The sequence below is a fragment of the Nonomuraea sp. NPDC049625 genome (assembly GCF_040675285.1).
GTDB lineage: Bacteria > Actinomycetota > Actinomycetes > Streptosporangiales > Streptosporangiaceae > Nonomuraea > Nonomuraea angiospora_A.
In genome coordinates this window covers 163,240-177,019 of record NZ_JBFAOQ010000015.1, presented here as the reverse complement: position 1 = coordinate 177,019, position 13,780 = coordinate 163,240, and the positions used below count along the sequence as shown (strand labels likewise).

Annotated in this window: 14 protein-coding genes; 8 read left to right on the top strand and 6 right to left on the bottom strand. The window is 71.9% G+C overall.

The window, feature by feature from the left end:
- Nucleotides 1-30 precede the first annotated feature (30 nt).
- The 7 genes from AB0J87_RS46925 to AB0J87_RS46895 are packed head-to-tail and all read left to right on the top strand — an operon-like array spanning nt 31 to nt 6,749.
- Complete coding sequence (locus AB0J87_RS46925) at nt 31-351, top strand: PadR family transcriptional regulator (RefSeq protein ID WP_355193748.1); 321 nt, start codon at nt 31-33, stop codon at nt 349-351.
- A gap of 20 nt (nt 352-371) precedes the next feature.
- Nucleotides 372-1,259, top strand: a complete 888-nt coding sequence (locus AB0J87_RS46920; RefSeq protein WP_363977980.1) for a hypothetical protein — start codon at nt 372-374, stop codon at nt 1,257-1,259.
- Nucleotides 1,260-1,293: 34 nt separating this feature from the next.
- Nucleotides 1,294-2,193 (top strand): hypothetical protein, encoded by a 900-nt coding sequence (locus tag AB0J87_RS46915; RefSeq protein ID WP_363977977.1) that lies wholly within the window; start codon nt 1,294-1,296, stop codon nt 2,191-2,193.
- Between the two features lie 28 nt (nt 2,194-2,221).
- The gene (locus tag AB0J87_RS46910) at nt 2,222-3,115 is read left to right on the top strand and encodes a hypothetical protein (RefSeq protein ID WP_363977974.1); all 894 of its coding nucleotides are present in this window, start codon (nt 2,222-2,224) and stop codon (nt 3,113-3,115) included.
- 7 nt (nt 3,116-3,122) lie between these two features.
- Nucleotides 3,123-4,832: a peptidoglycan-binding protein gene (locus AB0J87_RS46905; RefSeq protein WP_363977971.1), complete on the top strand. Its 1,710-nt coding sequence runs from the start codon at nt 3,123-3,125 to the stop codon at nt 4,830-4,832.
- Complete coding sequence (locus AB0J87_RS46900; protein ID WP_363977968.1) at nt 4,825-5,571, top strand: ABC transporter ATP-binding protein; 747 nt, start codon at nt 4,825-4,827, stop codon at nt 5,569-5,571. The genes AB0J87_RS46905 and AB0J87_RS46900 overlap by 8 nt, the downstream gene beginning before the upstream one ends.
- Nucleotides 5,571-6,749, top strand: coding sequence for an ABC transporter permease (locus AB0J87_RS46895; protein WP_363977965.1), 1,179 nt, complete (start codon nt 5,571-5,573; stop codon nt 6,747-6,749). The genes AB0J87_RS46900 and AB0J87_RS46895 overlap by 1 nt, the downstream gene beginning before the upstream one ends.
- On the opposite strand, the gene AB0J87_RS46890 is transcribed toward AB0J87_RS46895, so the two are convergent.
- From AB0J87_RS46890 to AB0J87_RS46865, 6 genes are read right to left on the bottom strand one after another with little or no spacing between them, the layout of a single operon-like run.
- Nucleotides 6,742-8,157 carry an aspartate aminotransferase family protein gene (locus AB0J87_RS46890; RefSeq protein ID WP_363977962.1) on the bottom strand — a complete coding sequence of 472 codons (1,416 nt, stop codon included), beginning with the start codon at nt 8,155-8,157 and terminating at the stop codon, nt 6,742-6,744. The genes AB0J87_RS46895 and AB0J87_RS46890 overlap by 8 nt on opposite strands.
- Nucleotides 8,154-8,789: a TetR/AcrR family transcriptional regulator gene (locus AB0J87_RS46885; RefSeq protein ID WP_363977959.1), complete on the bottom strand. Its 636-nt coding sequence runs from the start codon at nt 8,787-8,789 to the stop codon at nt 8,154-8,156. The genes AB0J87_RS46890 and AB0J87_RS46885 overlap by 4 nt, the downstream gene beginning before the upstream one ends.
- A 57-nt stretch (nt 8,790-8,846) precedes the next feature.
- Entirely contained in the window at nt 8,847-9,266 is a 420-nt protein-coding gene (locus AB0J87_RS46880; protein WP_363977956.1) for a hypothetical protein, read from the bottom strand.
- Nucleotides 9,267-9,313: 47 nt separating this feature from the next.
- Nucleotides 9,314-10,219 (bottom strand): D-ribose ABC transporter substrate-binding protein, encoded by a 906-nt coding sequence (locus AB0J87_RS46875; RefSeq protein WP_363977953.1) that lies wholly within the window; start codon nt 10,217-10,219, stop codon nt 9,314-9,316.
- A gap of 11 nt (nt 10,220-10,230) precedes the next feature.
- Nucleotides 10,231-11,196 carry an ABC transporter permease gene (locus AB0J87_RS46870; protein ID WP_363977950.1) on the bottom strand — a complete coding sequence of 322 codons (966 nt, stop codon included), beginning with the start codon at nt 11,194-11,196 and terminating at the stop codon, nt 10,231-10,233.
- Complete coding sequence (locus AB0J87_RS46865; protein ID WP_363977947.1) at nt 11,186-12,688, bottom strand: sugar ABC transporter ATP-binding protein; 1,503 nt, start codon at nt 12,686-12,688, stop codon at nt 11,186-11,188. Before AB0J87_RS46865 ends, AB0J87_RS46870 begins: the two co-directional genes overlap by 11 nt.
- An 89-nt stretch (nt 12,689-12,777) precedes the next feature.
- Between AB0J87_RS46865 and AB0J87_RS46860 the strand changes: the two genes are divergently transcribed.
- On the top strand, nt 12,778-13,752 hold the full coding sequence (locus AB0J87_RS46860; RefSeq protein ID WP_363977944.1) for an ABC transporter substrate-binding protein: 975 nt from the start codon (nt 12,778-12,780) through the stop codon (nt 13,750-13,752).
- Nucleotides 13,753-13,780: the final 28 nt, after the last annotated feature.

Sequence of the window (13,780 nt, the reverse complement as noted above, 5' to 3'; positions counted from 1 at the left end):
GACGCTCCGTTGAACGGAATAATCTGGGCCATGCCCAGGGGAACCTCAGAAGTCAGCGAGCCGATGTTCTTCGTGCTCGCCGCCCTACGCGCCGGCCCGCTGCACGGCCACGCGATCAGCAAGTCGATCAAAGAACTGTCGGGCGGGCGGGTCCAGCCGTCGGTCGGCACCCTCTACGGCATCCTGGAGCGCCTGAACGAGCGCGGCGTGATCACCGTGGACCGGGAGGAGACGGTCAACGGCCGGAACAGGCGCTACTTCCGGATCACCGACGAGGGACGGACCCTGGTCGAGGCCGAGGCCAGGCGCATGCAGGAGGCCGCCTCCCTCGTGCTGCGCCCCATCACATGACCGCCACCGTGCCTCAGCCCATGACGTCCCTCGAACGGCGTTACCGCCGGTTACTGCGGGCATACCCGAGGCAGTATCGCGCGGCGCACGGAGACGAGCTGGTCGACGTCCTGCTGGAGTCGGCCGGCCCCGGCAGGAACGTCCCGGTGCCCAAGGAGGCGTGGGGCCTGCTGGTGGGCGGCGTGCGCAGCCGCATCGTCCACCTGGCGACGGGCAGCGCGTGGGAGGACGGCCTGCACCTGGGCATCACGGCCGTGGCTGCCGCGAACCTGGCGGCGCTGCTCCCCTACGCGGGCGCGGTGCCGCTGTGGACGCTGCTGTCGGCGCTCGCGCTGCTGGCCGTCCTGCGCGGACGGCTGCCGGTGGCGTTCCCGCTCACGCTCGTCGCGGGCGTGAAGGCGGTCGCGGTCGCGGGTGGCTGGCAGATGTTCGAGCCGACGCTGATGCCGGTGTACCCGTCGGTCCTCACCGGGCGTGCCCTGTTCCAGGACAGCAGCCCCTTCGCCGTGGCCTTCGGGTACGCGGTGGTGCTGCTCGGGCTGCTGGTGCTCATGGCGAGAAGGCGGGAGACGCCGCGGATCCGGTCATGGTGGTGGCCGGCGGCCGTGGTGGCCGTCGCGTGGGCGGGCCCCCAATGGATGGAGGAGGGCACCTGGTACCCGCTCAGCCTGAGCCGGCTGGCGACGGAGGCGGCGGTGTTCGGGCTGGCCGTAGCGGGCTGCTACCTGGCGCGCGACCACCGGTGGGCGCTCGCGTCGGGCATCTACCTGCTGGTGAGATCGGTCGAGCTGTCCATGAACGCCGATTCCCTGACCAGGCAGCACCTGGCCTACTGGGGCGTGCTGGCCGTGCTGGCCCTCGGGGCCGCCTCCGTGCCGTTCCGGAGGCGGCGGCACTGTCTGGATTGACCATGCTACGTTAAACGGAGTATGGTCTCCCGCCATGACGAGGAAGACGCTGCCTACCGCGCTGCTCGCCCTGGCCGTCCTCTGCGGCTGCGGGGGCGCCGCAGAGACCGCCGCCCCGCCCTCCCCCAGCGCGGCGGCGGCAGCCAAGGACAAGAAGCACCAGCTCGAAGCGGCCAAGGCCGACTGCATGAAGCAGAAGGGCTTCAAGTACGTCGCGTGGGTGAAGCCGGAGCAGCCCCAGAGCGACGAGGACCGCCGCCGGGACGCGGGCGACTACCAGGCCATGAAGAAATATCGCGAAAAATACGGCTTCGGGGTCTTCGCCGAGTTCATCTACCCCAAGGAGATGAACGCCCCGGCTGCCCAGAGGGAAAGCCCCCATCAAGACCCGAACATGAAGATCCAAGAGGCGCTCTCCGAGGCTCAACTGGGCGCCTACCACAAGGCCAAGGACGCCTGCATGGTCACGGCGGGCAAGCAGGTCCTCGGCGTGACCCTGAAGTCGAGCCTCGACTACTACAACCAGATAGCCCTGACGAGGAAGCGCGCGACCGCCGCCACGCTCGACAGCGACCCCAAGCTGGTGGAGCTGGCCGGCACCATGGCCACCTGCCTGAAGGGCAAGGGCTACGCCGTCACCGACACCGGGCCGACGGCCATGGCCAAGCGCGGCCAGGACGCGTTCTTCAAGGAGCAGGACAAGGTGGGCCGGGAGCAGGACGACAGCGTGCCCGATGTCGCGCCTCCGGCGAAGAAGGGCGAGAGCCAGCCGATCAACATGCCGTCGCTCACCGCCGAGCAGGCCCGGCCCTACCTGGCCAAGGAGATCAAGGCCGCGCTCGACGACCTGGAGTGCGGCAAGGACTTCTACCCGGTCTTCACACCGCGCAAGTCGGCGATCGACACGCAGGTCAGGGCCCAGTTCGCCTACTGACACCCAGGATCGGAGGACGGACTTCGCCATGCTCACCAGACTCACCGTGACCGCCACCGCCCTGCTGGCCCTGGCCGCGCTCTCCAGCTGCGGGGGCGCCGCCGAGAGCGCCGCGCCCACGCCCACGCCCGGCTCGACCGCCGAGGGCAAGGAGGTTCAGCTCGAGGCGGCCAAGGCGGACTGCATGAAGCAGAAAGGCTTCAAGTACGTCGCGTACGTGACGCCGCACAAGCCGGGCACCGAGGACGACAAGAGCCGCGCTTCTGGCAACTACCAGGCGATGCGGAAATATCGCGAAAAATACGGCTTCGGGGTCTTCGCCGAGTACATCTACCCCGACACCTTCAACATCCAGGCCGGCAGCCCCGAGAGCAACCCGAACGGGAAGATCCAGTCGGCGCTCTCCAAGGCGCAGCTGCAGGCGTACCGGAAGGCGATGGACGCCTGCCAGGTCTCGGCGGCCAACAAGGTCCTCGGCCTGAAGCTGAAGTCGACGGAAGACTTCTACGACGCGCAGTTCAAGGCCTCCGTCCGGGCCCGCAAGGGCAAGCTCAACACCGACCCCGACCTGGTCGAGCTGGCCACCGCCATGGCCACCTGCCTGAAGGGCAAGGGCTACGCCGTCGGCGACACCGCGCCGGTCTCCATGTCCGATCAAGGACAGAAGACGTGGCAGCTCAAGCAGGACAAGCTGGGCCGCGAGCAGATGGACGACGTGCCCGACGTCGCTCCCCCTGCCGAGGACGACAAGCCGCCGATGTACTACGTGCCGACGCTCACCCCCGAGCAGGCCAGGCCATACCTGGCCAAGGAGATCAAGGCGGCACTCGACGACCTGGAGTGCGGCAAGGACTTCTACCCTGCCTTCCTGCCGAAAGAATGGGCGGTCCAACGGCAGGTCAGCGCCCAGTTCGGCATGTGACCACCTCATGAAGTCACCGCGCAAGCTCCTCGCCGGCATCGTCGCCGGAGTAGTGATCATCGCGGGCGCCGGCTGGGCCGTGGGCTCCCGGCTGCGCTCCCCCGCCGACGAGGCGGCCCGCCGCGCCGCGCCGCGGGCCTCGCTCGTCACCGCCGCCGTCGAGCGCCGCAAGCTCGTCAGCACCGTCGTGGTCAGCGGCACGCTGGAATACGGCTCGCCCCTGCCGGTCAGCCTGGCCGGGGCCGTCGGAGGCACGGCCGAGCAGCAGCGGGCCACCCGGGCGCCGCGCCAGGGCCGGCTCACGGAGGGCTCGGTCTTCCTGGAGGTCAACGGGCGCCCGGTGTTCGCGCTGCGCGGGTCCGTGCCGATGCACCGCACGATCGCCCCCGGCAGCAAGGGGGACGACGTCAAGCAGCTCCAGCGGGCGCTGCGCAGGCTGGGGTACGGCGGTCCCGTCTCCGGCGTGTTCGACCGGGCCACGATCGCCGCCGTCACCCGCATGTACGCGAGGAAGGGGTACGAGGCGCAGCAGCCGACGCTGACCGACCGGCAGGCGTACGACACGCTGCGTAAGGCCGTACAGACCGCCCAGGAGACCCTCGCCGCCGAGAAGAAGGCGCTGGACCAGGGGCGCGACGTGCTGCCGCTCAAGATGAGGCTGGCCAACGCCAAGGCGGACCTGAAGACGGCGGAGCGCGCCCTCCAGGAGGCGGAGGCCCGGGAGGTGACGCCGGAGGACGAGACCAGGATGGCGGCGGCGGAGGCGGCCGTGCGCGCGGCGCAGGAGAAGCTGGCCGAGGCCGAGCAGGCGCTGGCCGAAGCCAGGAAACAGCCCACGCCGGCGGCCACCGCCACCCCCCAGCCCACGGCCTCCACCGACACGAGCCTGCTGGAGCTGCGGGTCCAGAACGCCCAGGCCGACCTGGCGGCGGCCCTGGAGGCGCGCGAGCGGGTCGCGGAGGAGGCGCGGCAGGCCAGGGAGAAGAGCCTGGTGGAGCTGCGCAAGGCCGTACGGACCGCGAAGGAGGCCAAGGCCACCGCCGAGCAGGCGCTGCGCCAGGCCAGGCAGCTCTCCCCGACCAGGCTCAAGGTGACCAACGCCGGTAAGGACGTGGCGGCGGCCAAGGGGATGCTGGCGGAGTTCGCGCGTACGTACGGGACCTCCATCCCGCCCGGCGAGGTGGTGTTCCTGCCGAAGCTGCCCGCCCGGGTGCGCAAGGTCTCGGTCAAGCAGGGGCAGCAGGTCGAGAAGGAGGTCGCCACGGTGACCAGCTCGGCGTTCACGGTGACGGGGGCGGTGGAGGCGACGGAGGCCGAGCTGCTGCGCACGGGCATGGAGGCGGCCATCGAGCTCGACACGGGCAAGACGTACAAGGCGCGCCTCACCGCGGTCGGCGACCAGGCCAAGGTGCCCGGCTCCGAGGAGGCCAAGGACGGGTCGGAGCCCGTCCTGATCACGCCCGCCTCGATGAAGGGGCTCAAGCCGGGGACCGCCGTCACGGCGCGGGTGACCGTGGGGGCGACCAAGGAGCCGGTGCTGGTCGTGCCGGTGGCGGCCGTGATCACGGGGGCCGACGGGAGGGCCCGGGTGCGGGTCGAGTACGCCACGGATCAGACCAGGGACGTCGAGGTGCGTACGGGCCTGACCGCCGACGGGAACGTCCAGGTCGCCGGCGCGATCGAGGAGGGCGACCGGGTGGTGGTCAGCGGTGCCTGAGCCGGTGATCTCGCTGGCGGAGGTCAGCAGGGAGTTCGCCGCCGAACCGCCGGTCCGGGCGCTCGACCGCGTCACGCTCCGGGTGGACAGGGGCGACTACCTGGCCATCGTCGGCCCGTCGGGCTCGGGCAAGTCGACCCTCCTGAACGTGCTCGGCCTGCTCGACCGCCCCAGCTCGGGCAGCTACCGCCTCGACGGCACGGAGACCACCACCCTGCGCGACGGGGCCAGGACCAGGTTGCGCGGCGACCGGATCGGCTTCGTCTTCCAGTCCTTCCACCTGCTCTCCCACCGCAGCGTGGTCGAGAACGTGATGCTCGCCGAGGTCTATCGGAGCAGAGGAGCTCGGAGGGAGAGAGCGAAGCCAACGAGCTCCGAAGCGGCTGCGACCATGAGCGCAGTCAAGCAGGCGCGTAGGGGCAGGCGGGAGCGGGCCCTGGCGGCGTTGGAACGAGTCGGCCTCGGCCACCGGACCGGGTTCGCGCCCGACCGGCTGTCCGGGGGCGAGCGCCAGCGTACGGCCATCGCCAGGGCCCTCATGGGCGAGCCGTCCCTGCTGCTGTGCGACGAGCCCACGGGCAACCTCGACAGCCGCAACACCGAATCGGTGCTCGGCCTGTTCGACGAGCTGCGGGGGCAGGGGATGACGATCGTGGTCATCACCCACGAGCAGGAGGTCAGCAAGCGGGCCGGACGCCGGGTGCGGATCACCGACGGCGTGCTGGTGGAGGAGGAGTGATGCACGTACGCGACCTGTTCGGGGAGGCCGTGGCCGGCATGCTCGCCCGGCCGGTGCGCTCGGCGCTCACCACGCTCGGGACCGTGCTCGGCATCACCACGCTGGTCATCACGCTCGGCGTGGCCGCCACCGCGGGCAACCAGATCGTCGGCCGCTTCGACGCGCTGGTGGCCACGGCCATCACGGTGGAGGTGCCGGAGTCGCCGAACACGCCGCTCGTGGAGTGGGGCTCGATCGACCGGCTGACCAGGCTGCGCGGTGTCGAGTCCGCCGCCGCGCTGGCCGAGTCTGAGGACAGCGCGAACCTGTCCGTGCGCTCCAACGACATCGTGGACCCCACCAGGGTCACCGCCCAGTCGTTGACCGTGCTGGCCGCGACGACCGGGCTGCCCGAGGCGGCGCGCGGCAGGATGGTGCAGGGCAGGTTCTACGACCGAGGGCACATCGAGCGGCGCGACCGGGTGGCGGTGATCGGCGACCAGGCGGCCAAGCTGCTCGGCGTCGGCCGCCTCGACCGGGCGCCGGCCATCTTCATCGGCAAGCACGCGTACACGGTCATCGGCATCCTGGGCGACCTGCGCCGCGAGCGGAACCTGAGCACCGCCGTGTTCGTGCCGCCCACGGTGGGCAGGCAGTTCGGGCTGCGGGACGTCACCAGGGTGCTGGTCAACACGAGCCTGGGCGCGGCGGACCTGGTGGCCCGGCAGGCGCCCACCGCGCTCAGCCCGGGGAACGGCGACATGCTGCAGGTGATGGCCCCGCCCAGCCCCACCCGGGCGCGTGACCAGGCGCAGGACGACGTCAACGCGCTCTTCCTGATCCTCGGCCTGGTCTCGCTCGTGGTCGGCGCGGTCGGCATCGCGAACGTCACGCTCGTCACCGTGATGGAACGCGTGCCGGAGATCGGCCTGCGCCGCTCGCTCGGGGCGGCCAGGCGGCACATCGCCGCGCAGTTCCTGCTGGAGTCGACGCTGATCGGCCTCGCGGGCGGCGTGATCGGCGCCAGCCTGGGCGTCGTCACGGTCGTCGCGGTGTCGGCCGCCAAGCAGTGGACGCCGCTGCTGGACGTGCGCCTCGCGGTCGCGGCACCGGTGGCGGGAGCCCTGGTGGGCCTGCTGGCCGGGCTGTATCCGGCGCTGCGGGCGGCCAGGATGGAGCCGGTGGACGCGCTCAGATAGCGTAAACGGCCGACAGGAACCGTACGAGCACCGCCTCCCGGGCGGCCGCGGGCAGCGCGTCCAGGATCGCGTTGACCGTCGCCATCTCCGGCTGCCCCGCCTCCGGCCGGAGGTCCACCCCCACGGAGGAGGCCAGCTCGGCGAAGTCCGCCTCGTCGAGCGTTTCCAGGTCCGTGGCCGCCACCAGCTCGACCAGCCCGTCGGGCAGCACGACCGGCCCCCGCTCCCGGGCGGCCTCGGCCGACTCGGCGATCACCTTCAGCATGTCCTCGACCCCCGCCAGCGTCACCCCGGTGACCGTGATGTGCAGGTTGGCCGGGATCCCGGCGTACGAGAGCTGCGGCTGCAGGAACCAGCCCCGCTCCCGCGCCTCGTCCGCCAGCACGAACACGTCGATCCCGTCCCCGGCGAACGCCACCAGCGACGACTCCGGCTCGCCGAGCACCCGCAGCCCGGGGATCCGCGCGAGCCCTTCGCGCAGCTTGGCCGTCGCCTCCAGGGTCGCCCGGCCCAGCTCCAGGTAGCCCTCCGTGCCCAGCGCCCGCAACGTGGCCCAGGCGCCGCCGAGCGGTCCGGCGGACCTTGAGCTCTGGACGGTCGCGTTGACGATCGTGTAGCCGGGCCACGCGGCCGAGGCGAAGTACGCCTTGCGCCGCATCGCGGGATCGGCGAAGAGCACGACCGAGGCGCCCTTGGGGGCGTACCCGAACTTGTGCAGGTCGCACGAGAGCGACGTGACGCCCGGCACGGACAGGTCGAACGGCGGCACCGCCGCACCCGCCGCGCGCAGCCACGGCAGCAGCCACCCGCCGACGCAGGCGTCCACGTGGCACGGCACGCCCGCCGCCGCGGCCACGGCGGCGACCTCCTCGACCGGGTCGACCACCCCTTGGGGGTAGGAGGGCGCGGAGGCGACGACCATGATCGTGTTCTCGTCGATCGCGTCCGCCACGTCCCGCGCCCGCACCTTGTACGTCTCCAGGTCCACCGGCACGGCCACGACCTCGACGCCGAGGTAGTGCGCCGCCTTGTGGAAGGCGGGGTGGGCGCTGACGGCGAGCACCAGGTTCGGGCGGGCCTTGCGCGCGGCGTCGCGGGCGGCCTTGACCGCCAGCATGATCGACTCGGTGCCGCCGCTGGTGAAGATGCCGTGGCCGCCGCCGAGCAGGTCCGCGACCGCGCCGACGACCTGCCGCTCCATCTCGACCACGCTGGGGAACGCGGTCGGGTCGAGGCAGTTCACCTCCAGCATCTCGAAGTACGCCCGCGCCGCCGCCTCGTGGACCTCGGCCCGGCCGGTGTCGTAGACGTACGCCGTCACCTGGCCGCCGCGCACGGGCAAGTCGTGCGACCTCAGCCTGGCCACCTCGGCCAGCAGCTCCTCGGTGGTCCTCGCTGCGGGGTTCACGTAGGCTCCTTCGTGCTGGGGTCGCCGGGCAGGCCGAGCGTGCGGTGGACGCTCAGGTGCAGGTGGGAGCGGAAGCGGCGCAGGGCGGCCCGGTCGCCGGCGGCCCTGCGGCGGCCCTCCGCGTCCAGCACGCCTCCCTTGGCGAACCCGTGCACGGACCAGATGACCATCCACATCGCGTACTCGAGATCGACCTTCTCGTCGATCAGCCCGCCCTCGACCGCGGGCCGGACGGCGGCGGTCACCGAGGCCACCAGCGGCTGCACGTACTCGCGCTCCAGCTCGGTGATGTCACTGGCGTCGGAGAGCCAGCGGTGCATCCACAGGGCGGGCACCTCGGGGTTGTCCACGCAGAAGTCGAGGTAGTCGTCCAGCAGCCGGTGGACGGCCGCGACGAGGTCGTCACCGGGCAGCCGGGCGAACGCCAGGTCCAGGGCCGCCTTCTCCGCCCGGTGCGCGCGCTCCATGACGGCCAGGTACAGCTCGCGCTTGCCACCGACGTGGTAGTTGACGGTGGCGATGTTCATCCCCGCGGCCTCGGCGATCTGGCGCGTGGAGGTGCCGTCGAAGCCTCGCGCGGCGAACAGCTGTGTCGCGACCTTCAGGATCAGGTTGACCTGTCCGCTGTCCATGCGGCCGAAGGTAGTGCCACCCTCACCTTTCGGTCAATCGCTTGATGGAGACCCGGCTCAGTCCGGCGCCCAGTACTTCACCATGATCTTGTCGAGCTGCTGCACCACCGGCTGCCAGCTCGGCGTCAGCGTGTAGCGGCTCACGCGGTGCTTCTTATAAACAAGCGTGTACTTGAGGAAGTCCGCCCCCTGCGGGGTGGCCTCGGACCGCCCGAGCTTCAGTCCCTTGAGGGACGTGCGCAGCCTGCGCTCCTCCTTGCCGGTGAGGCACTTGTCGACGGTCGGCCCCGTACGGTGGCTGAGCCGCACGCAGCCGTTCGTGTAGACGATCACATGGTCGCTCAGCCCCGCGAACCCGCCTTGCTTCCGGTAGTCGATCAGCACCTTCTTCGCCGCGACGGCCGCCTGCGCGGGAGCCGGGACAGCGGACAGGGTCAGGGCCGGCAGGAGCACCGGCACGAGCACGATTCGCCACATCTTCTTCACACCTACTTGGACGGATGGGAGCGCCGAACGGCTCAGCCTCAGCCGAACTGGTCCGCGTTCTCCTTGGTCGCCGGTTTCACGGGCACGGCCACCGCCTTGGGGATGCTCTCCCCCTTGGCGGCTCTCACCGCGGCGTCCACCGCCTGCTGCCCCAGCAGCCTGGGCTGCTGGGCGACGGTGGCGGAGAGCGTGCCGGCCCGGACCGCCTTGATCGCGTCGGGCGTGCCGTCGAACCCGACCACCTTGACCCGCTGCCCGGCCCGGGCCCCCAGGGCCTTGATCGCGCCCAGGGCCATCTCGTCGTTCTCGGCGAACACGCCGGCGAGGTCGGGGTGCGACTGGATCAGGTTCGTCATGACGTCCAGGGCCTTGGCCCGGTCGAAGTACGCCGGCTGCCGGGCCACGACCTTGATGTTCGGGTACGCGGCGATGCCCTCGGCGAACCCCCTGCCGCGGTCGCGGGAGGCGGAGGTGCCCGGCACGCCCTGGAGCACGGCCACGTTCCCCTTCTCGCCGAGCAGCCTGGCCAGCTCCTGGGCGGCGAGCCGCCCGCCGGCCACGTTGTCGGAGGCGACGGTCTGGGCCACCTCGGCGCCGTTGACTCCGCGGTCGGCGGCGATCACCGGGACGGCGGCCCGGTCGGCCGCCTTGACCGCGGGGGCGGCCGCGTCGGAGTCGACCGGGTTGATGATGATCGCCTTCATGTTCTGGCTGGTGAAGTTCTGGACCTGGTTCACCTGCTGCGACGGATCGTTCTGGGCGTCGGTGACGGTCAGCCTGGCGCCCAGCTTCTTCGCCTCGGCCTGCGCGCCGTCCCGGAACTGCACGAAGTACGGGTTGTTCAGCGTCGACACCGACAGGCCGATCTTGACGTCGCCCGTGGCTCCCCCGCCGCCGCACGCGGCCAGGCCGGCCAGTGCGGCACCCGCTATGAGCATCCGCATGATCTCTCCCCCTAAGTGGTTCCCCTGCGCCGCAGGGTGTCGACGAGCACAGCCAGGGCGATGACCACACCGATCACGACCTGCTGCCAGAACGCCGAGACCGACAGCAGGTTCAGGCCGTTGCGCAGGACGGCCAGGATGAGCGCGCCGACGAACGTGCCGAGCGCCCTGCCCTTCCCCCCGGACAGGCTGGCGCCGCCGATCACGACGGCCGCGATGGCGTCGAGCTCGTACCCGGCCGCCGCCTGCGGCTGCGCCGAGGCCAGGCGGCTGGCCAGCACGATCCCGGCCACCGCCGCGAAGCCGCCGGACAGCGCGTACGTGATCAGCTTCTGGCGGCCGACCTTGATGCCCGACAGGCGGGCGGCCTCCTCGTTGCCGCCGATGGCGTACATGGCGCGGCCCGCGTACGTGCGGTTGAGAATCACGGCGGCGATCACCCCCATGACCACCATCACGATCACGGGGACCGGCAGGACTCCGCCGGCCGTGTCGCCCAGGTGCGAGACGGCGTCCGGCATCGGGATCGGGCTGCCCGCCGAGATGACCAGGGCCAGGCCGCGGGCGACCCCGAGCATGGCCAGCGTGGCGATGAACGGCGGCAGCCTCCCGTACGCGATCAGGACCGCGTTGACCAGCCCGCACACCACCCCGACCAGGAGGGACACCAGGGTGGCCAGTGGCCACGGGAGGCCGGCGACGCCGGCGGTCCAGGCCAGGACGATCGCGGAGAGCGCCGCGACCGAGCCCACGGACAGGTCGATGCCGCTCGTCACGATCACGAACGTCTGCCCGAACGCCAGGATCGCGGTGACGGCGGCCTGGACGCCGACGTTGAGCAGGTTCGTCACGCTGAGGAAGTCGGGCGACAGCAGCGACAGCGCCACGACCAGCACCACGAGCGCCGCCAGCGCGCCGTTCTCGGCGAACCAGGCGGCCGCCGGTGACCGGCGGCCCAGGAGCGCGTCACTCGGCACGGGAACCCTCCACCTCCGCGACGGCCAGGGCCATCACGTCGTCCTGCGTGGCCCCCGCCGCCCGCAGCTCGCCGACGAGCCGCCCCCGCGCCATGACCAGGATCCGATCGCTCATCCCGAGGACCTCCGGCAGGTCGCTGGAGACCATCAGCACGGCGTCCCCCTCGGCCGTGAGCTCGTTGACGAGCTCGTAGATCTCGACCTTGGCGCCGACGTCGATGCCGCGCGTCGGCTCGTCGAGGATGAGCACGCGGGCGTCCGCCATCAGCCACTTGCCGATGACGACCTTCTGCTGGTTGCCGCCGGAGAGCGTGCGCACCTCCTGGTCCAGCCCGGCCATCCGGATGCCGAGCCGTTCGGCCGCCTTCGCGGCGGCCGAGCGCATCCAGGAACGGTCCACGAATCCGGCCGTGGTGGCGGCGCGCATGGTGACCAGGCCCAGGTTCTCGGCGACGCCCGCCTGCGGCACCAGGCCCTGGCCCTTGCGGTCCTCGGGGACGAGGCCGAGCCCGGCCTCCATGGCGGCGTGCACGTCGCCGGGTGGCAGCCGCGTCCCCCGTACGGTGACCTCGCCCGCGTCGTAGCGGTCGGCCCCGAACACCGCCCGCACCACCTCCGTGCGGCCCGCGCCCACGAGCCCGGCCATCCCGACCACCTCACCGGCCCGCACCTCGAACGACACGTCGCCGAACGCGCCCCTGCGGGTCAGCCCGGACACCTCGAGCAGCGGTTTGCCCCGCCTGGCCGGTCGCCGCGGGTACTGCTGGTCGACGGGCCGCCCGACCATGAGGGCGACCAGCTCGTCCCTGCGGGTGTCCGCCGGGACCCTGGCCACGGACCTGCCGTCGCGCAGCACGGTCACCCGGTCGCCGATCTCGGCGATCTCCTCCAGGTGATGGGTGATGAACACGACCGCCACGCCCTCCTCGCGCAGCTGCCGCACGATCGCGAACAGCCGGGCGACCTCGCCGGTGGTGAGCACGGCGGTGGGCTCGTCCATGATCAGCACCCGGGCGTCCAGGGCCAGCGCCTTGGCGATCTCGACCATCTGCATGCGCGCGATGCCCAGCCCGGCGACCGGCGTACGCGGGTGCACGTCCACGCCGACCCGGTCCAGCAGCCCCTTGGCCTGCTGCTCCATGCGCCCGGTGGCCACGAAACCGAACCTGCGCGGCGGGCGGCCGAGCGCGAGGTTCTCCGCGACCGTGAGCTGAGGGACGAGGTTGAACTCCTGGTAGATGGTGGAGATCCCCAGCCGCTGCGCGTCCCCCGCGGTGCGGAGGTGCACCGGGTGGCCGTCCACCAGGATGCGGCCCTCGTCGGGGTGGTAGGCGCCGGAGAGGATCTTGATCAGCGTGCTCTTGCCCGCGCCGTTCTCGCCCAGCAGGACGTGCACCTCGCCGGTGCGCAGGCTCAGGTCCACGCCGTCGAGGGCGACCACGCCGGGGAAGGTCTTGCGCAGCCCCTCGGCCTTGAGAATCTCCTCGCTCACGTGGTGGTCTCTATCCGCTCACGAGGCTGGCGAACCACCGAATGCCCAGGTCAGGGTTATTGCCTTGCTGAGTGGGGAGTGAAAATGGGATGACGTCCTCGCGGCTCCGCATCGGGGTGCCCGTATCCCTGTCCGGGAAGCACGCCCATTTCGGCGGGCAGATCCGGCTCGGCCTCGAAGTCTGGCAGTCCCTCGACCCGGGCGTGGAGCTGATCGTCGAGGACGACCACAGCGAGCCCCGCTCCCTGGACGTCGTGCTCCCCCGGCTGGCGGGCCAGTGCGACCTCCTGCTGGGGCCGTACTCCACTCAGCTCATGCGCCGGGCGGGGCGCATCGGCGCGGCGCTCGACATGCTGATCTGGAACCACGGCGGTTCGGGCGACGACGTGCAGGCGGCCAACCCCGGGCATGTCGTCTCCGTCCAGACGCCGGCCGGCCGGTACGCCGAGCCGTTCGTCCGCCGGCTCGCGGAGAGCGGCGACCACAGCCCGCTGCGGATCGTGAGCGGCAAGGGGCGCTTCGCCCTGCAGGTCGCGGAGGGCGCCGCGCGGGCCGCGCACGCGGTGGGCATCCCGGTGGTCTTCGGGGGCCCGGTGGACGACGCCTGGAATCTCTTCTGCGCCGGGGCCTTCGACGAGGACGTGGAGGTGGTCAGGCGGGCCGGGCGCGCGCGCACCATCTGCGCCGTGGCCGCCGGGGTGCGGGAGTTCGGCGCGGCCGTGGGCGATCCGCGCGGGATCTACGGCGTCGGCCAGTGGTTCCCCGGCGGCGCGGGCGAGGCGGCCTTGGGGGTCTCCGAGCGGGAGTTCGTCGCGGCCTACGAGAAGCGGTCCGGGGTGCCGCCGAACTACATCGCGGTCCAGGGGGTCGCCGCCGCGATCATCGCGACGTACTGCGCCGCCCGGGCGGGTGGGACCGGGCGGGCGGAGCTGTGGTCGGCCGCCGCCGGCCTGGAGACGGCGACCCTGTTCGGGGACTTCGCGATCGACCCGGGCACCGGGCTGCAGACCGGGCACCGGGCGGTGCTCACCCGGTGGGAGAGCGAGGGGCCCGTCGCCGCCTGAGGTCAGGCGGCTCGGGGGATCGGGCAGC